The organism is Runella defluvii (assembly GCF_014195535.1).
GTDB classification, from domain to species: Bacteria; Bacteroidota; Bacteroidia; order Cytophagales; family Spirosomataceae; genus Runella; species Runella defluvii.
In genome coordinates this window covers 56,405-75,094 of sequence record NZ_JACIBY010000015.1, presented here as the reverse complement: position 1 = coordinate 75,094, position 18,690 = coordinate 56,405, and the positions used below count along the sequence as shown (strand labels likewise).

Annotated in this window: 16 protein-coding genes and 4 tRNA genes; 2 read left to right on the top strand and 18 right to left on the bottom strand. The window is 44.3% G+C overall.

Going from position 1 to position 18,690, the window contains the following annotated elements:
* Positions 1–2: 2 nt before the first annotated feature.
* The 13 genes from rplK to FHS57_RS25970 all read right to left on the bottom strand — a co-directional run bounded on the left by rplK (position 3) and on the right by FHS57_RS25970 (position 9,118).
* Positions 3–446: a 50S ribosomal protein L11 gene (rplK, locus tag FHS57_RS26030; protein ID WP_028522384.1), complete on the bottom strand. Its 444-nt coding sequence runs from the start codon at positions 444–446 to the stop codon at positions 3–5.
* A 99-nt stretch (positions 447–545) separates the two neighbouring features.
* Positions 546–1,100, bottom strand: coding sequence for a transcription termination/antitermination protein NusG (gene nusG / locus FHS57_RS26025; protein WP_028522383.1), 555 nt, complete (start codon positions 1,098–1,100; stop codon positions 546–548).
* A 34-nt stretch (positions 1,101–1,134) separates the two neighbouring features.
* The gene (secE, locus tag FHS57_RS26020; protein ID WP_122933100.1) at positions 1,135–1,326 is read right to left on the bottom strand and encodes a preprotein translocase subunit SecE; all 192 of its coding nucleotides are present in this window, start codon (positions 1,324–1,326) and stop codon (positions 1,135–1,137) included.
* A gap of 15 nt (positions 1,327–1,341) precedes the next feature.
* A tRNA-Trp gene (locus tag FHS57_RS26015) sits at positions 1,342–1,412 on the bottom strand.
* A 75-nt stretch (positions 1,413–1,487) separates the two neighbouring features.
* Positions 1,488–2,696, bottom strand: coding sequence for a TCR/Tet family MFS transporter (locus FHS57_RS26010; protein ID WP_183978844.1), 1,209 nt, complete (start codon positions 2,694–2,696; stop codon positions 1,488–1,490).
* Positions 2,697–2,733: 37 nt separating this feature from the next.
* On the bottom strand, positions 2,734–4,506 hold the full coding sequence (locus FHS57_RS26005; protein WP_183978842.1) for a sensor histidine kinase: 1,773 nt from the start codon (positions 4,504–4,506) through the stop codon (positions 2,734–2,736).
* A gap of 201 nt (positions 4,507–4,707) precedes the next feature.
* Positions 4,708–5,892 carry an elongation factor Tu gene (gene tuf, locus FHS57_RS26000; protein ID WP_028522379.1) on the bottom strand — a complete coding sequence of 395 codons (1,185 nt, stop codon included), beginning with the start codon at positions 5,890–5,892 and terminating at the stop codon, positions 4,708–4,710.
* 146 nt (positions 5,893–6,038) lie between these two features.
* Positions 6,039–6,110: transfer RNA gene (locus FHS57_RS25995), tRNA-Thr, on the bottom strand.
* Positions 6,111–6,262: 152 nt separating this feature from the next.
* Positions 6,263–6,335: transfer RNA gene (locus tag FHS57_RS25990), tRNA-Gly, on the bottom strand.
* A gap of 21 nt (positions 6,336–6,356) precedes the next feature.
* Positions 6,357–6,439 (bottom strand) — tRNA-Tyr (locus FHS57_RS25985).
* A 178-nt stretch (positions 6,440–6,617) separates the two neighbouring features.
* Positions 6,618–7,661, bottom strand: coding sequence for an outer membrane beta-barrel protein (locus tag FHS57_RS25980; RefSeq protein WP_183978840.1), 1,044 nt, complete (start codon positions 7,659–7,661; stop codon positions 6,618–6,620).
* Between the two features lie 50 nt (positions 7,662–7,711).
* Entirely contained in the window at positions 7,712–8,539 is an 828-nt protein-coding gene (locus tag FHS57_RS25975) for a hypothetical protein (protein ID WP_183978837.1), read from the bottom strand.
* Between the two features lie 12 nt (positions 8,540–8,551).
* Positions 8,552–9,118 (bottom strand): RNA polymerase sigma factor, encoded by a 567-nt coding sequence (locus tag FHS57_RS25970; protein ID WP_183978835.1) that lies wholly within the window; start codon positions 9,116–9,118, stop codon positions 8,552–8,554.
* Positions 9,119–9,284: 166 nt separating this feature from the next.
* Between FHS57_RS25970 and FHS57_RS25965 the strand changes: the two genes are divergently transcribed.
* Positions 9,285–10,517: a serpin family protein gene (locus FHS57_RS25965; RefSeq protein ID WP_183978940.1), complete on the top strand. Its 1,233-nt coding sequence runs from the start codon at positions 9,285–9,287 to the stop codon at positions 10,515–10,517.
* 108 nt (positions 10,518–10,625) lie between these two features.
* Here FHS57_RS25965 and FHS57_RS25960 read toward each other — a convergent pair whose 3' ends face one another.
* On the bottom strand, positions 10,626–12,668 hold the full coding sequence (locus tag FHS57_RS25960) for an FAD-dependent oxidoreductase (RefSeq protein WP_183978833.1): 2,043 nt from the start codon (positions 12,666–12,668) through the stop codon (positions 10,626–10,628).
* Positions 12,669–12,754: 86 nt separating this feature from the next.
* Between FHS57_RS25960 and FHS57_RS25955 the strand changes: the two genes are divergently transcribed.
* The gene (locus tag FHS57_RS25955) at positions 12,755–13,426 is read left to right on the top strand and encodes an outer membrane beta-barrel protein (RefSeq protein ID WP_183978831.1); all 672 of its coding nucleotides are present in this window, start codon (positions 12,755–12,757) and stop codon (positions 13,424–13,426) included.
* Here the strand turns inward: FHS57_RS25955 and FHS57_RS25950 are convergent.
* The 4 genes from FHS57_RS25950 to hpt form a co-directional block, all read right to left on the bottom strand.
* A complete protein-coding gene (locus tag FHS57_RS25950) occupies positions 13,408–14,784 on the bottom strand; it encodes a TlpA disulfide reductase family protein (RefSeq protein ID WP_183978829.1) in 1,377 nt (458 codons plus the stop codon). The two genes, FHS57_RS25955 and FHS57_RS25950, sit on opposite strands and share 19 nt — an antisense overlap.
* 173 nt (positions 14,785–14,957) lie before the next feature.
* A complete protein-coding gene (locus tag FHS57_RS25945) occupies positions 14,958–17,345 on the bottom strand; it encodes a M1 family metallopeptidase (protein ID WP_183978827.1) in 2,388 nt (795 codons plus the stop codon).
* Between the two features lie 90 nt (positions 17,346–17,435).
* The gene (locus FHS57_RS25940; protein WP_183978825.1) at positions 17,436–18,044 is read right to left on the bottom strand and encodes a HupE/UreJ family protein; all 609 of its coding nucleotides are present in this window, start codon (positions 18,042–18,044) and stop codon (positions 17,436–17,438) included.
* Between the two features lie 55 nt (positions 18,045–18,099).
* On the bottom strand, positions 18,100–18,630 hold the full coding sequence (hpt, locus tag FHS57_RS25935) for a hypoxanthine phosphoribosyltransferase (RefSeq protein WP_183978823.1): 531 nt from the start codon (positions 18,628–18,630) through the stop codon (positions 18,100–18,102).
* Positions 18,631–18,690: the final 60 nt, after the last annotated feature.

Sequence of the window (18,690 nt, the reverse complement as noted above, 5' to 3'; positions counted from 1 at the left end):
GATTAGTTATCCCAAGGGGCTTTACCTGATACTGTAATCCCCATACTACGTGCTGTACCTGCAATCATTTTCATTGCGGATTCGATCGTAAAGCAATTCAAATCTGGCATCTTTGTTTCAGCAATCGTTTTTACTTGATCCCAGCTAACTGAACCCACTTTCTTACGGTTAGGTTGAGCTGAACCAAGTTTAATTTTTGCAGCCTCCAAAAGCAAAATAGGTGCTGGTGGAGTTTTGATAACAAATTCAAATGATTTGTCTTTGTAGTACGTAATTACAACGGGTAAGATGACACCCATTTTGTCCTGCGTACGACCGTTAAATTGCTTGCAGAACTCCATGATGTTCAAACCCTTAGAACCAAGTGCTGGTCCAATTGGGGGGGAAGGATTGGCTTGGCCACCTTTCACTTGCAGTTTGACGTAACCTGCTACTTCTTTCGCCATCGTTTTAAAACGTTTAAATTGGCGTTACCGGTTCGGACGTACGGCTGATAGACAACATGGAAGCTTTTTGTCTCGTACTCCCGGCAACATTCTGAAAAATCAGCTTTCTTTTTCGACTTGTGCGTAACCCAACTCCACGGGCGTACTACGCCCGAATATTTTCACAACGACATTGAGCTTCTTCTTGTCGTCAAAAATTTCTTCTACTGTTCCAATAAAGCCACTGAAAGGCCCATCGGTAATTTTAACACTCTCGCCTTTTAAGAAACTTACTTTTGGCGCTTCAACTTCTTCTACCGCATCTTCGACCTTACCTAAAATCCGATTGATTTCCGACTGACGCAACGGCACTGGTATTTTTGAGTTACCACTGGTGTTTCCCAAAAAGCCCAATACACCTGGCATTGTCGTAATAAGGTGATGTGTTTCTCCTTTTGCTAAATCGGCCGAAATGATGATATACCCAGGGAAAAAGTTCTTCTCGCGGATGCGTTTCTTACCGTTACGCATTTCGACAATTTTTTCCGTCGGAATTAAAATTTCGGGGATAGCTTCTTGAAGGCCCTGTCTGACGATTTCATTTTCAAGATAAGATTTAATCTTCTTTTCTTGACCAGACACAGCCCGGATAACGTACCAATTCAGATTACTCATACCTGCTCAACGTTTGGATAACCGGGGCAAAGCCCTAGAATGACTGATAAATGAAATTGAGAGCGTTCTCAAATAGGAAGTCCATGAGACCTACCACTGCCGCAAAAATAAGCGAGCCGAGGAGTACAAGTGTTGTACTAGATTGAAGGTCATTAAGCTTGGGCCAAGTGACATTGTGCCGAACCTCGTCCCATGAGGCTTTTACAAATTCTACAATTGAGTTCATTTTGCGCAAAAGTTGCACGGGCACCAGGACTCGAACCCAGACCGAAGGTTTTGGAGACCTTAGTTCTACCTTTAAACTATGCCCGTGTATATAATACTTCTTGAAATCGGACTGCAAAAGTATGAAACAAATTTTTCAATTGCAACCTTTTACAAAAAAAATCATTTACGTGATAAAATTTGTTTCACTAAAACCAAACTTAGAAGCGTCAAAACACCACCCATTGCAAACGGTGCGCCTGGAAAAATAATAGGGGCAGCCGAAGTAGTAAAGTATGCAAACAAACTCGTCATCATGACTGGCCCTACAACGGCCGTTAAGCTCATCAAACTCGTAAGCGCTCCCCTGAGCTCTCCTTGCTCATTGGCAGGCACCTCATTTGACATAATGGCTTGAAGTGCAGGTGTTGCAATTCCTCCTAAGGCAGCTAAAATAGTAATGGCAAACAGCATCCAACCTTGGTTGGCAAAGGCGTACATAAAAAAGCTGATACCATAGGCGCTTAACCCCCAATAAATGGATTTTGTATTGCCCAAACGGGGGATAATCGTGCGGGTTAATCCACCTTGTACAAGGGCAGCCATTACTCCTACAAATGCCAGTGAATACCCCACCCATTTTTCATCCCAGCCAAATCTTTCCATGGTAAAGTAAGTCCAGGTACTCTGCGTGGCATAGCCTGCGATATATATCAACACCAGTGGAATAACCAAACCAAAAATAATGGGGTACTTTTTTAAATGACGCAATGAACCCACGGGATTGGCTCGCTTCCAATCAAAAGGACGGCGGTTTTCGGGAAGCAGTGACTCTGGTAATACAAAATACCCGTATAGCCAGTTTAAAAGTGCCAAGCCTGCCGATACAAAAAAGGGAACGCGGGCGCCATACTGGCCAAGAAGCCCTCCAAGCATGGGGCCAATGATAAACCCTAAGCCAAAAGCTGCACCAATCAATCCAAAATTTTGAGCTCTTTTTTCAGGTGGGCTTACATCCGCAATGTACGCGCCTGCTGTGGTAAAACTTGCCCCCAAAACGCCAGCAATGAGGCGTCCTACAAACAACCATCCTATACTCGGGGCAAAACCTAAGAAGATATAATCTATTCCAAATCCGAAAAGAGAGGCTAATAACACAGGCCGACGCCCGTATTGATCGCTTAGACCGCCCAAAATTGGGGAAAATATAAACTGCATCACCGAATATGCAAATGTGAGCCAGCCCCCGTATAAAGAGGCTTGGGATAAATCACCATGAATGAGCTCGGTAATCAATTTAGGAAATACAGGAATAATTATCCCAATACCTGTTACATCAATCAGTAACGTTATAAAGATAAATAAAAGGGCAGAGTTGCGTTTTTCAGCCATATAAAGGGGACAACAAAGGTACAAAAGTAGCAAAAAATCAGGAGATTGGCACTTGCGCCGACGCATGAGTTCCTTTTCCGTTGGATTCAATCTGCCACGTGCCTCTGAGCGACGAAATTCTTTCTTGAATATTTCCTAAGCCTTTTCCTTGGTGATTATAATCTTGCATTCCTACGCCATCGTCCTCAATGTCAAGGTGTAAGTGATTGTCTTGTTCATAAAGACGCACCACCGCTTCTTTCGCTCTTGAATGCTTGATAATGTTATTAATCAACTCCAGTGAAATGCTGTATAGCTCAAATTCAACTTGTTTATCGTATTTTTTATCGAGGTTTATCTCGGTTTTAAATCGCGTTCTATTGTTTCGGTTAAGCTTTTCTGTCAGTTTCTCCACGCTTATTGCTAACCCATCTGCTTCTAAATTTTCGGGCACGAGGTTATGACTCAAAAACCGCACCCGCTGCTGTGCTTCATTGGTCATTTCGACCAACGACTCATACACCTGTTTTTCTTGCTCCGTCAAACTCTCTGAGTTAATCGACGACAGTGTCCAACGAATTGCCGAGAGCGTGCCCCCCAGCGAGTCATGCAAATCAGCCGCAACCCGTTTTCGTTCGAGCGTTTGTCCTTTAATTTGAGCTTTCGAAATTTCTTCGTTTTGAGTTCGTAATGTATGAATTAGCTCTTTTTGCGATTGTTCTCGCTCTTCGCGCGTTCGGCGATAATCATCCGCCAATGCCCACATAAAAAACACCATTTCAAACATACTTCCAATGTGCATGGCGTTGATAACAAACAGATTGGGCGTCAAGTAAGCCAAAGTCCACAGCAAGACAACTATTACCCCAATAAAATAAGAAAGCGTCCCGAAAAGGTAATAAATCGCCGAGGGATTGCCTCGCCGATAACTCACAATGCAGGAAATAGAAACCAAACAGAAAAAAACAATGATGATAGCGCACGAATAAACGTTGGGGCTAATAAGTCTTTCAAAAAAGAAAATCCAAATGCTTAGCACCACCGATGCAATCGCATCTATTCGCATCAGCTTGTAAAGGGTAGGGGCTAATACGCGCAAGTGAAGCGCATGGGCATAAAACAACACCCCTAAAAAGTTGCTAATAACGACCGCAATCACAATACTATAGCCTTTCATCCAAACGTGGTTTGGCCACAATAGCTGGTCGATGATACCGTATCCTCCTACAATGGCCACCAATAAGTATCCCATTAAGAAGAGGAGATAAAGCAAGAAATTTCGCTCTTTGGTTACCAGTAGAAATACCAATTGCACAACAATCATGCAAATTACAAACCCTAAATGCCCGCTCCAAAACCAGAGTTCATCAAGGTAGGTTTCGTAAAAATAATATGTTTCGGCAACTCTGAACTGGATTTTTTTTGCGTCGCCTGTACGTAACTTAATATAGACAGAATACAACACATGAGGTACAAGCTCTAAAGGAATGGCACACTGATGCACATTAATATTTCGCTGATAGCCCGGGATAGCTTCTTTTAAAGTCTGGTGATTAACTTCTCCCGTTTGCTCATTAAAAACAAACACATCAAGCTCTTCCACCATAGGATAATCATTTGAAATTACCCAATGAATCTGTCTATCTGTTTGTTTTTTTACCTTAAAGCGTAGCCAAACATCTTGATCGTTAAAACCTAAATCAGCAGAAATGCCTAGGGGGCGCTTGAAGAAAAATGAGGAATCTTTTCGTAGCTGTTGAACTGTCAGTTTTTGAGAAGTATCGGCAAGATACTCAAGCGCAGGATGCTTCCATAGCTCTGTATCTACCATTTTATCAGTAAGATATAATACAGGAACTTGTGCACGAACGGTAATCGTACACATCCACCCCAATAGTATCCCAACAACAACTAGCCTTAATGGTATCATTTGACCCGAGAAAACGAACGCCAATGTACTCAGTTAATCACAAAATAAAAAGGGAAGCCCTTGCGAGCTTCCCTTTTTTATAGTTGGTGTATCCCTTTTGGATTAAAGGATTTCAGTTACCTGACCAGCACCTACCGTACGTCCACCTTCACGAATCGCGAAACGAAGACCTTTTTCCATTGCAATTGAGTTGATAAGCTCAACAGTGATTGTCAAGTTATCACCAGGCATAACCATCTCAACGCCAGCTGGCAAAGTGATGATACCTGTTACGTCAGTTGTACGGAAATAGAACTGCGGACGGTAGTTGTTAAAGAATGGTGTGTGACGACCACCTTCTTCTTTTGACAAGATATAAACCTCAGCTTTGAATTTGTCGTGAGGCTTAACCGAACCTGGCTTACAAATAACCATACCACGACGGATATCTGATTTTTCAATACCACGGAGGAGCAAACCTACGTTGTCACCAGCTTCACCACGATCAAGGATTTTACGGAACATTTCAACCCCAGTCACAGTTGACTTAAGGTTTTCAGCTCCCATACCCAAGATTTCTACAGGCTCACCAGAGTTGATGATACCACGCTCGATACGGCCTGTTGCTACAGTACCACGACCAGTAATCGTGAACACGTCTTCAACTGGCATCAAGAATGGCTTATCTGTATCACGAGCAGGAGTTGGAATAAAGCTATCCACTGCTTCCATCAATGCGTCGATAGTAGCAACCCATTTCGCATCACCGTTCAAACCACCAAGAGCTGAACCTTGAATAACTGGAATGTTATCGCCGTCGAATTCGTAGAATGACAACAATTCACGGATTTCCATTTCAACAAGTTCCAACAACTCTGGATCGTCAACCATGTCAACTTTGTTCATGAAAACGACCAACTGAGGTACACCTACCTGACGAGCAAGAAGGATGTGCTCACGAGTTTGTGGCATTGGACCGTCAGTAGCAGCTACTACAAGGATGGCACCGTCCATTTGGGCAGCACCAGTTACCATGTTTTTCACGTAGTCAGCGTGACCTGGGCAGTCAACGTGAGCATAGTGACGGTTTACTGTTTGATATTCTACGTGCGCAGTGTTGATAGTGATACCGCGCTCTTTTTCTTCTGGAGCGGAGTCAATCGACGAGAAATCTTTCTTTTCTGCCAAACCTTTTTCTGAAAGAACTTTGGTGATAGCAGCAGTCAAAGTAGTTTTACCGTGGTCAACGTGACCGATTGTACCTACGTTTACGTGAGGTTTACTCCGGTCGAATTGTTCTTTTGCCATTGTTTTATTAACTAAAATTTGGTTTTGTATTAATTATGGATTTACAGAGAAAACTTGAGTGTCCAGAGTTTTACGGTAAATGACGACCATAGCTATCACTACTACCGCGAAAAGAACTCCTAATTGTTAACTATTTTTTCTGCCAGAGCCGTTACGGGGATTTGAACCCCGGGCCTCTTCCTTACCAAGGAAGTGCTCTACCCCTGAGCTATAACGGCTTTTCAACAAAAAAGTTAATCGCTATTCGTTAACAGTTATTTGTAGTTAAAACTTCCAATTAACAATTAACAAGTAACAATTAACTTGCTATGGAGCGACAAAATCCTATGAGGTAAATGTTTGCAACTTTTCAAGTTACGACTCCATTTTGAGCGGGAGACGGGGCTCGAACCCGCCACCTGAAGCTTGGAAGGCTACCGCTCTACCAAATGAGCTACTCCCGCTGATATTCTTATGTAAAAAGGTGGGGGCGGATGGATTCGAACCACCGAAGACGTACGTCAGCAGATTTACAGTCTGCCCCATTTGGCCACTCTGGTACACCCCCTTCTTATTTTCAAAAAACTTCCAAAAGACTTTGTTGTCGTTTTTGGAGTCGCAAATGTATGCTGTTTTTAATTCAGTTCAAACTTTTAGGCAAAAAAAAACAAACTTTTTTTCAAGAAAAATAATTACGGTGCTTCTAAATTGCCTTCAAAAGCACCGTAATTGCCTAATTGCTAGCACTATAAACGAACACCAAAACTAATCATTCGTACGGCAGGTCCTTTGCTAGTTTGAAACAGTTCACCTAGGTCATACTGCATAAAAAGGTCAGGAAAATGGCGAATGCCTAACTCAGCGCCGAAACCATATCGAAAGTTATTAAGGTAGTAGTTGGAGTGAATTCGCTCCGAGCGTCCTTTTCTAGTCTCTTGGGTTTTGGTGTAGCTGTCGAGCCGATAGCCCGCATACATTCCAACGCTCAAATAAGAAATAGGCCCTCGGTGAATCGCCAGCGTTGGCATCAAAGATAGGTTGACGTAAGCCGCCGTGAGTTTGGACTTATGCAGGTCTTTTGAGGCCGTAGGAAAGCTAATGGAATTGGCATCTTTACGGACGGTATTGTTTCCGTCAAACATCAGATTGTACCACGCCACATCTACCCCCAAATCAAGCCCCAATGAGGCATCTTTTCCTCGGCTGATGGCCGCACCTCTTACCCAACTCAAGCTTACAAATCGCGAACCCCAAGGTAATAAGTCATAATCTTCCTTATTGTAAGCAAGCGGCGTATTTTGAGCGTAGGTGTTCAGTCCGACGAGTACATCAAAACCATTTCGAGGGCTTTTGTAACGCCGAGTAACGCTTCTCGTGATTTTGCCATCATCGTGACTAGACGACGGCTCATTGTCTTTTTCGTACTTTTCTTCCTTCTTTTCTGTCGAAGAACTAGAAGATGAGTCATTGATGGAAATTTTAATCTCACCATCCTTACGACTCACCACTAACACCGTATCTTTTAGATACTTACGGCCGTTTTGTTCATTGATATAAATGTACGTCTCCTTACCACTAGAATCCAGCGTAGCTCCCAAATCGCGAATGATTTTATTGAGGTCGTACTGTTTTAGGTTACGAATCTCCGACTTGTCTTTGGCTTGAACAATGAGTCGGGTATTGTTCCCAAACTGAACAATGAGCGTATCTCCCTGAACGGTGTACTTTTCGGCGTAGGCAGCAATGCTAGTCACTACGGTTAAAACGATGGCTGTTATTACATTTTTCATGGCTATATTAATTATTGAAGTTGTCATTACGGTCTGATATTGTTACTGGGTTATTTACCTATTGCTTTGGCAACGACCTTGTTTGGATGAAAACCGACCTCATCCCAATCGACTTTTTCTCCGTTTTTGGCGTTTTTAAGCTGTTGCCATACTTTCGCCATTCTTGTCGATTTACGAGGTTTGTCTAATACATCATTATCGGTTATTGAAGAATTCGTTGCTGCAACGTTGGTTTGTGGGTCATTGGCGGCAACGAGTGTTTTTTCCAATTCAGGAAGTTGAAGTACGACCGTTTTTTCGGTTGGCTTGGCCGTTATGGCGCTTGCCAATGCTACAGTTTTGGAAGGTTCTTCTAACTTCATTTGTTTTACAGGCTCACTAGCAGGCGTTGTTTCAACCACTTGCGCTACTTGTGTTTCTTGCACCAACGGCTGAACTACTTCTTTTGTCTTCAAATTACTCTTAGACGAGGTGGGTGCCGTTGCCGACGAAAAAGTAGGAACTTGGCTTTCTGAACGACTTCCCGCTTTGGCCTTTTTGTCGAGACTGGCCAATTCATTGGTGGACGGTGCAATAACCGCTTTTTGCTCACCATTTTGAGGAGGATTAGGAGCAACTATTTTGGGGGAAGGTGTCTTTGACAATGCCACCGTATCTGACTCACTCGGTTGCTGGCTCATCAGCCACCAGCCGCCGCCTGCCATAAGCAATAAGCTCACGCCAGCCGCTGCCAGCCAAGGGCCTTGCTGCCACCAGCCTATTCGACGCTCTTTAGTTTGTAACCTTTGTTGAAACTTTTGAAAAGCTTCATCGCGAGGGGTTATTTCAGCGTCGCGAAGTTTGCGCGAGAACAACTCATCAACTGGATGCTTTTTCATATTTTTAGTGTTTTAAGCTTTCCATTTTAAACCTTCTACTTCAGAAACCATTTGTTGCAACAAAGCCCTTGCACGGTGCAATTGGGACTTTGAGGTACTTTCATTTATCCCTAACTGTTCGGCAATCTCGGCGTGAGAATACCCTTCGATGGCATACAAGTTGAAAACCGTCCGATAACCCGTAGGCAACTTTGCCAAGACCGCCATCAAGTCTTCCACTTCTAGGTTGTTTTCAATCCCTTCAAAGTGAACCTGTTGGTGTACTTCGGGGGCGTCAATGTCGATTTCGATGTGGCGCCGCGTTCTCAAACGCATCAAAGCTTCGTTGGTAATAAGGCGACGCATCCACCCCTCAAAACTCCCTTCTCCTTTGTATTGGTCAATTCGTTCAAAAACCTTCATAAATCCCTCTATCATTACATCCTCAGCTTCCATCTGATCGGTCAGGTAACGTACACAAACTGCCAACATTCGAGCGGAGTACTTCTCGTAGAAATACCGCTGCGCCTTGGGATCGCCTTTTTGTAAGGCTTTGACCAATTGGCCCTCGTTTGTGAATAGTTGTAATATTTTCACCATGTTTAGGCTGTTTCAATGGGTAGATGCAAAAAACAAATAGAAAGGTTGCATGGGGTTTGAAAATTTTTTTTGGGTTACAACCGTTATTACCTCAACAGCGTCATAGTCCTAGTTTTTACCAAAAAAATCTACTGCTATGACAAGAGCCTTAAGCCCTGAAACAAACATGAAATCGTCTTCATTTTTCCAAAGTGTCATGGTCATTGCGGCCACGCTTTTTTTACTTTGGGCAGCCTTGGGTTGCACCTCTTCGAGTAATTCTGACGAAGTGACTCCCATTGGCATTCCATCGAAGTTTTCTAACCAAACCAACGAATTTGCTTTTGAGTTTTTCAAAACATTAAACAATGAAGCCGCTCAAAAAAGCAAAAACGTTTTTGTGTCTCCCTTGAGCTTGCACACAGCCCTTGGGATGCTCCTCAACGGCGCCAACGGAAAAACGGCCGACGAAATCCAGCAAACGCTTAAACTCAGCGGAATATCAACGACTGAGGCCAACCAAATTTACCAAAAACTGATGGAAGCATTGCCACAGGCCGACTCCAAAGTGACGCTCGGCTTGGCCAATTCGGTGTGGTATCGAAATACTTTTCAGCCCGAAACGGATTTCCTAACTACCATGAAATCGTGGTTCAAGGCCGACGTTACTTCTTACACGGGGAGTGATGCTTCTCCGCTCAACCAATGGGCCAGCGACAAGACGAACGGAAAGATAAAAAAAGTACTGGACAACATCGACCCACAAATGGTGATGTTTTTGATGAATGCCCTCTATTTTAAGGGTGATTGGAAAACCAGTTTCTCCGAAAAACTAACATCGGATTATCCGTTCCAACTGACCGATACCCAAACCAAGAACGTGAAAATGATGTTTTTGGAAGACAATGTCAGGGTAGGTACTCGTGCTACTTACTTTGCGTATGAACTTCCTTACGGCAATGGCCAATATACCATGACGGTGATTGTTCCTAAAGATGGCAATCAAGTCGCTAATTTGATTGCCAATTTTTCGGCTAACGAGTGGTCACAGTTACAAGAATCAATGAAAGAGATTCCAAAAGCTAAAATTGGATTACCCAAGTTTACTTTAGAGTACGAAGTAAAGCTAAACAGTGTTCTTCAAACCATGGGAATGCCGACGGCTTTTATCCCTGGTGTCGCTGATTTGACCAAAATTAGTTCTAAGGGTGGCTTAAACGTCGGATTTGTGAAACAAAACACTTTTGTAGCCGTCGATGAAAAAGGCACGGAAGCTGCCGCTGTCACGACCATTGGCATAGAACTGACCTCCGTAGGGCCTAATAATTACTACCACGCCGACCGACCGTTTATGTTTGTCATCAGTGAAAAAACGTCTAATACCGTTTTGTTTATGGGCAAAATGCTGGATCCGTCGTAGCCCTGGCCAGACGATAGTCAGACCAGCAATTGAAGTCGTTTCAGTCTGACTACCGTCTGACTGCTTTCACGATAGTCAGACCAGATACGCAGGAATCGCACAGTCTGACTATCGTCTGACTGTGTGCTTCGGAACAAACAATACCGCATCTGCGACAACGATACCATCCGCATTTTGGTTGGTTATTTCGACAAAGTTGCCGTTTCCTTTGACCAACGAAAAACTCCCTACTCGAATCCAGTCACTCACTTGTTCGCGGGTCGAAATGACCCGTTCTTGCTCTTGGTTCCCTGCTTTTACTTTTAGCGTTGTTTTACTTGCTTTCGACTGATTTTGGGCATCGCCTGGGTTGCCTCCGCCCCCCGTTGGATTGGGGTTGTATATATAGAGTTCGTATTCTCCGTTTTGGGGGATTTCGGGCGTAAACCGAACTGATTTTACTGTTTTCCCAAGGGAGTTGTCAGTTAACTGCGTAGCAGCGTACTTACTTCCCGTTTTCAGGGTTTGCCAATCACCAACAACTTGAATATTTTTAGGAGTAACGTCGTTGTCCAATAAAATTTCGGGCTGGCTACCATCCACGAGTGGATTGATTTTTAGCGTTCTTTGAAGTGTTTCAATGTCTATTTCTTGAACAGCTTTTTTACTGTTGATGGCCTGAACTGCCGCCACCGCCGCCGCTTGCCCAAGTGCCATAAATACAGGTTCCATCCGAATAGAGCCATAAGCAATGTGCGTCGCTGACAAGCATACGGGGACAAACAAATTTTGACATTCCGCCTTGCGAGGAATCAACGACCGATAGCTAATCGGGTAGGGGGGAAAACCGCCCACTTGCACATCTCCCTCGTTACGAACCTCCATTTTTCCCGTAGTAGGGTTTTTGAAAAGTATCCGCTGGCAGTTGTGCGAATCCATGGTGTAGGCCGCCATTCCGATACCATCTTTTACAATTTCTCGGCCTTCACAATTATGCTGCGTCATCACGTATTCTCCCACCATTCGGCGCGCTTCACGGACGTAGATTTGGTGCGAAAAGTGGTTATTGTCAAGGTACTCATCTTTGGGGTATCCCCATTCGAGCATTTGTTGGCGCAAATGTTGGGGCATTCTAGGGTCGTGACCTACGAAATACAAAAAGCCCTTGGTATAGTCTTCGTGCTCTTTGATGATTTTTTTTCGGGTTTGGAAATCCGCTTCGGCAAACGAATGATTCATACCAATCATATCCGTTGAAAGACCTCCTTTGTTGTTAATATCCGTCTTTGAATTGGGCATATCAGCAATGTGCAATACCCCCCAGTTGATGTGCGCAGGTTTCTCGACGGCCACTTGACGCAACAACAATTCATACATCGTTGAATCATAGCGCGCTGGCTTGGTAATCGGAATTCGATTGGCAGGGTCTTTTGTCAAACACAACCGAAAATTATAGGCTTGCAATAGCTTATCACCCGAACCTGTTGGGGCTAGCGCTGCCGTGGAAATTCCCCAAAGCAATCCGCTTGAAGGATCACTGGGAGTTTTGTACGGGTCAATACCTTCGGGGAATTGGTGCTTGTCGTGCATTTGTACCCCATTCCAAGTTTCGTTGTATTGGCTATTGGCTTCACGTCCAACGATGTAACTAACTCCAGCTTGGGCCATCAAATCGCCTTCATAGGTACAGTCGATAAACATTTTAGCTTTTACGAGACGTACTTTTTCCCCTTTTGATTCGGAAGCAGTTACTTCAATGGCCTGAATTTTTTCTCCTTGTTTTTGAACTCTTACCAAACGATGTTCGAGCCAAACGGATACGTTAGCTTTTTTGATGTAGTCATTAAATAATTGCTCAGCAACGTGTGGCTCAAACGTCCATTGTTCAAATTTGCCGTAATGCTGGCCAATGCGACGGTAAAAATCGCGGGCCACGCCCGTAATTGCGTACTTATTTCCGATATCGGTTTGTCCCAGTCCACCCGAACTAAGGCCGCCAAAATGCCGACTAGGCTCAATCAAAAGGACTTTTTTTCCTGATTTGGCCGCAGTATAAGCAGCAATGACGCCCGCCGATGTTCCGCCATATACACAGACATCTACCTCTTGCGCATGGCTTTGATACGCATACTGAATAAGAACGCTAAGTAAAACCAATAGGTGTTTTTTCATTCGTTTGTTGGATTTATGGGCAAAAGATAGTGAACTTTGAAACTAGAAAATTACTTATCTATTTTAAAACTATAAAAAGGAGTTTTATGAAACGATTACTTGCCGCTTTTTGTGTTTTGACGGCCTTGGGGGCAAACGCCCAACGAGCAGAGTGGGGGTTAAAGGCGGGATTACAGATTTCGCAGCTCAGAGGAGATGATTTTCTTGGGCGTCGGGCGACGTCAAGCTCGGCCACACCCGAAACCATAACCACCCAAGGAAGTAGCAAGGCAGGCTACGTAATAGGTGCGTATGTGCGCAGCACAGAAAATGTTTTTTTACAGGCCGAAGCTTTACTTTCTGTTAAGGGAGGGGAACTAGAATCGACAGGAAGCACGAATAAAACGTCCATTCAATATGGGCAGTTAGACATTCCGCTTTCGTTAGGCTACAAACACAAACGTTTGGAATTTACGGGCGGGCCGCTCATTTCGTTGCAATTGTTTGACGACAGCAACCTCAAGAATTTCTTGTCGCAATATTCTTCAACACCCCTTACTTTTTCGCCCTATCGTACCTATGCGTTTGGCTACCATGCAGGGGTCGCGCTCAATCTGAACAAGCTTTCCATTGGCGTACGTTATTTGGCCAGCATTCAAGGCGTAAGCGATATGTACATTGCGTATGCGGTGCCTGGCGAAGCACAATTACGAGATAGTCGTTTTCAACAACGTTTTAGCGGCCTTCAACTCACGGCTTCTTACCGACTGACCAGATAAGACGGAAGTTCTTCTACTTTCAACCAACGCCCCACTATTTTTTTGTCTCGGTCGAGCAGATAAATAGTGGGGTATTCTATGACCCCTAGTTTATGAAACTCAATCGAGCGAGCTGAATCCCTGACGTTGACAAAGTCTTCGGTTTGGAATTGATTGATAAACGCCTTCCATTGCGCCTCGTTGGGGTCGAGCGTAATGGCTACTACATTCATTTTATTGGCGTATTGTTTGGCCATTGTCACCAACGCTGGCGTAGCCTCTCGGCAATGTGTGCACCCTGGGTCAAAAAAGAAAAGAAGGGTGTAATCGCTGTGGATATCTTCCCAATGAAACGCCTTTCCGTCCACCGTCGAGAGAGGTATTTTAGGAAATGTGTTTCCAATAGCAACATTGGCCTTTATGGTTTTTAGTTCTTTTAATCGCTGCAAAGTACTCGCATCCCACAATTTTGTATCGTTTTCCACATAGTTATCCACAATTTGCTCAAAAAGCTGGTCAAAATCTGGATTAGATGTTAATTCAACCCTTTGGGCAAGCCCTCCAATGATGTATTTGCGAAGTTCGGTCGTTCCTTTGGTTTTCTGAATAAGCCCCTCTACTAACTTGCGGCGATGCTCTTTTTCAAATTGAGGCAGCGCTTTCAAAAAGCGTTCAAAGCGCGCGGGAACGGTGGAGGTATAAACCATTCGTTCGTCGGAAAGAAAAGCGTTATCAAAGAAATGCTCCCACGCGTAGTTTCGCAAATACAGAGAATCTTTGGCCGATAATTTCTGAACGGGCAAAATGGGCAAGTTAGGTTCTTGGTAACTTTTCAAAAAACGCGTGCTCAAGTAGGTAGGGTGTTTTTGATAAAGTGAGTCAACAAACTTCTTCACTTGTTGATTGAGTTCTTGAAAACGATTTTTCCAGCGCGGGTCTGAGTCCTCTTTTATCCCCATCCGCTGACGCTCCGCCAATGCCGCTTGGTAGCGCCGCCGTAGTTCTCGTTGGTAATCAAAAAACAGGGTATTTTCGGGGGAGTTTTTGAAACGAATACTAGCAATCAGGTCTTTGTAATCGGCTTCAAAGGAAAACTGTTGCGAACCCGTCACAAAAATATCAAGCCCTTTTCCTAACCCTACAATCCGACAAACGCCTTCGGGAATGGCATCGGTCTGCCAAACTACACGGCCGTCGGCGCCCAAAATAGCGGTATCTACGGGCATTTGTTGCCCTGCAAAATACTGCGCCAAAATCAGCCGCATGGGTTTTATATTGGCAATTTTAGCTTCAATTCGTAGTTTTTTTTGAGCAAAAGAAGGTTTCCAACTTGCCAGAATGACAATACAAGCACAAAGAATCCAGCGTTTATTCGGCATATTTTTGAGTTTTGAAAAATAAACGCAAATGTTGTGCCACAAAAAAGCGGGGAACAACAGGTTATTGAAAACCCGCTATTCCCCGCTTGAGTTTGACTAGACCTTCCAAGTTTTTGAAACTTGGAAGGTCTGGCAAGTTTCAAAAACTTGGAAGGTCTAAGATCTGAAAAATATTAGTCGTTTTTAGCGCCGCCTTGCTGACCTGCTTTGGGAGGTTGCGCCTGCTGAGCTTCACGCATTGGGTTAGTACCACCACCACGTTGAAAACCTCCGCCTTTAAACATCTGGAAACGCGTTGGTTGTGCTGGCTGACGTGGGAAACTGTTGCTCTCTTCGTCGATGTCGGCAATCTCACGGTATGGATCTAACGTCCACTGCACCACTTTTTTCTTCGTCGTTACGACTTTAGATACTTGTTGGTCGTTCAAACGCCAGATTTCCGCTGGGAAGCGCGCTACTGAGTCGGTGCCGTCTTCAAACTGCATCTTCACAATTACGGGCATTGGCAAACCTCCTTTGTTCTTCACTTTCAACGTATAGAAGTTCATCCCTGACTCTACCAATTTACGCTCGTCGGGCGTTAAGCTTGCCAAGTAGGTTTCGTATTTTTTCTTATCAGCGTCCGTCACTTTGTAAGGGTCATACGAGTTGTAGAAATCCTTCATGTCAGGATTTTTCTCTACCACCGATTCTTTGATAAAATCTTTATCGCGCTGACGAGCCACGGTATTACGCTTGTCGTCTGCTTCTTTCTTAGCGCTTGATTTAGTAATTTCAGGATTTTGCGTGTCTAGGGCAAACCATTCAACTTCCACTAAGTCTTGGTCAACAGGCTCAACGCCGTAGAACCAGCCTTTCCAGAACCAATCCAAATCCACACCTGAGGCATCTTCCATCGTACGGAAGAAATCGGCAGGAGTTGGGTTTTTAAACGCCCAACGACGTGCGTATTCTTTGAACGCATAATCAAACAATTCGCGTCCCATGACGGTTTCACGCAAGATATTTAAGCCCGTCGCAGGTTTAGCGTAGGCGTTAGGGCCGTATTGCATAATGTTGTCCGAGCTCGTCATGATTGGTACCAAATTTTCGGTTCCTTGCTTCATGTAATCAGTAATGTACTGAGGCTCACCGCGACGCGTTGGATAGTCTTTGTCCCACTCTTTTTCGGTCAAGTACTGCACGAATGTATTCAAACCTTCGTCCATCCATCCCCACTGACGCTCATCAGAGTTCACAATCATTGGGAAAAAATTGTGGCCTACTTCGTGGATAATTACCCCAATCATCCCATACTTAACACCTTCCGAATACGTACCATCGGGTTCGGGACGGCCACCGTTGAACGAAATCATCGGGTACTCCATCCCGCCACCGCTCGCGTGGCACGAGTACGCTACTGGATAAGGGTAGTCAATTGTGTATTTTGAGTACGACTTAATCGTATGCGCTACCACCATCGTCGAGTATTTACCCCACAATGGGTTTCCTTCTTTTGAATAGAGCGACATACACATTACTTTCTTGCCCGCTTGGTCAATTTGCATCGCATCCCAAATGAATTTGCGGCTCGTAGAAAACGCAAAGTCACGAACGTTATCGGCCTTGAAAACCCACGTTTTCTTGCCTGTTGGCTTTCCCTTTTCTGCTTTTTCAGCTTCTTCTTGGCTCACAATCAACACAGGGCGAGTAGCTGTTTTAGCTTGTTCCAACCGCTTTTGTTGCTCAGAAGTCAACACTTGAGCCGCGTTTTGCAATTCTCCCGTAGCTCCTACGATGTGGTCATTAGGCACCGTCAAGGCCACTTTATAGTTTCCAAATGTCAAGGTAAATTCACCTTGACCCAAAAACTGCTTGTGTTGCCATCCGTTTACGTCGTCATAGACGCACATACGCGGAAACCAGTGCGCGATGAAGTAGTTAGAGTTTCCATCTTTTGGAAAAAACTCATAGCCCGCACGGCCGTAGTATTCGTTGATAAAGTAATTCCAATCAACCGAAAACGCGTACGATTGCCCTGTTTTGATGCTCGCAGGCAACTCAACGCGCATCATGGTGTTGTTGATGGTATATGCCAACGGCTTACCCGTTTTTGCATCCTTCACAGCCGTGATTTTGAAATCATATTCTTTGTCACCAGTAATGCTCGTCCGTACTGAACTTGGGGCGTTTAAACCACGCACAGCGTTTGACGACATTTGTGGCTGAATGCTATTGTGCTGCGAAAGGGCATTGATTGAGCCTTTGGCAAACAAATTTTGGTCAAGTTGCAACCACACAAATTTTAACTCATCGGGTGAGTAGTTGTGGTACGTAATGGTTTCGGTTCCCGTGATTTTGCGTTGTTCATCGTCCAATTCCGCTTTGATGTCGTAATCGGCGCGTTGTTGCCAAAAGTCTTTTCCAGGCGCTCCCGAAGCCGTACGGGTCGTATTTGGAGTAGGGAGTTGAGCGCCTAATTGCTCAAAACGCGAATTGGCATGGTAGTTGGCAGCAGGGGGCTGGGCAAATAGTAAGCCCGTACTGAGCATAAGCCAGTAAAAAATAAACTGTTTTCTCATTGGTACTTGGTTGTTAGTTGAATAGTAAAAATAAGGTAAATCAATCAAAATTAGGTCAAGGCATAGACGCGTACGGCCTTTTTTGCGACATTATTCCACTGGAAGCCCCATCAGCGTACGAAATAGCTCATTGTTAAGAATCAACGACAAAGCCATTCCCGCCACAATCCCCGAAATCAGGTGATTCCACGTGAGTCGTTTCAACTTAATGATTTCGATAAACAAAGAGGCAATCCCCAATGCAATGGCCACAATGACCAATTGCCCCAACTCCAAGCCCACGTTGAACGAAAACAAGGGCATAATAATGCTTTCTTGCTCTCCCAATAAGCTTCGTAAATAGTTGGAAAATCCCATGCCGTGAATTAAGCCAAAACAAGCCGCGAAGATGTACCGCAATTTGGGGGATTTTGGTTCGCCCGTGCTGGTATCTGAAAAATTAGCAACGGCTGTGGCAAAAATTGTGATCGGAATCAGCAATTCAATGACGTCAGAACGGTACGTAATCAGCTTTAATGTTGCCAATGCCAACGTTACCGAGTGGCCTAGCGTAAATGCCGTAATAAGTACCAATACTTTTTTCCAATCGCGAAAAGCGTAAATAGCGCACAAAGCCACTACAAACAAAATGTGGTCATAACCGTTGGGGTCGGTGATGTGGTCAAACCCCAATCCAAGGTAAATTTGGAAATCAGACATGAAGAAAATGGTTGGTTAGGTGTTGATAAAGAAACTGAATGAAAGGCTAATCGGACTACGGCGCTAGTACATAAACTCCGTCCACATTTCGACCATATCCTTCATAATCAAGGCCATAGCCAAGCACAAAACGGTTTTCGATTTCAAAAGCGGCGTACTTGACGCTCAGCGGCGTTTTGAGGGCTTTGGGTTTAAAGAGCATGGTAGCTACCTGAATTGACTCGGGTCGCTGGGCCGAAAGCTGAAAAAGAAGCTTGTTCATCGTAAGTCCCGTATCGACAATATCTTCGACGATTATCACGTGGCGGTCGCGAATGGGTTCTTTCAGTCCAAGAACCTCCGTTACTTCGCCCGTCGATTGCGTTTTGGAATAGGAAGACACGCGCACGAACGTTATTTCGCACGGAATCGTCACGCTTTTCATTAGCTCGGCCGCAAACATAAATGCTCCATTGAGGACGACCACAAAAAGAGGGTTCTTGTCTCGGTAATCTTCGTTAATTTCGCGCCCCAGTTGCGCAATTCGCTCTTCGAGTGGTTGTTTTTCGATAAATGGAACAAACTTTTTGTCTTTGACCGTCAGCATGATGAAAAAATATTAAAAAAAACTTAAAAAATGAAGCTACGAATAAACTGTAACGAGAAG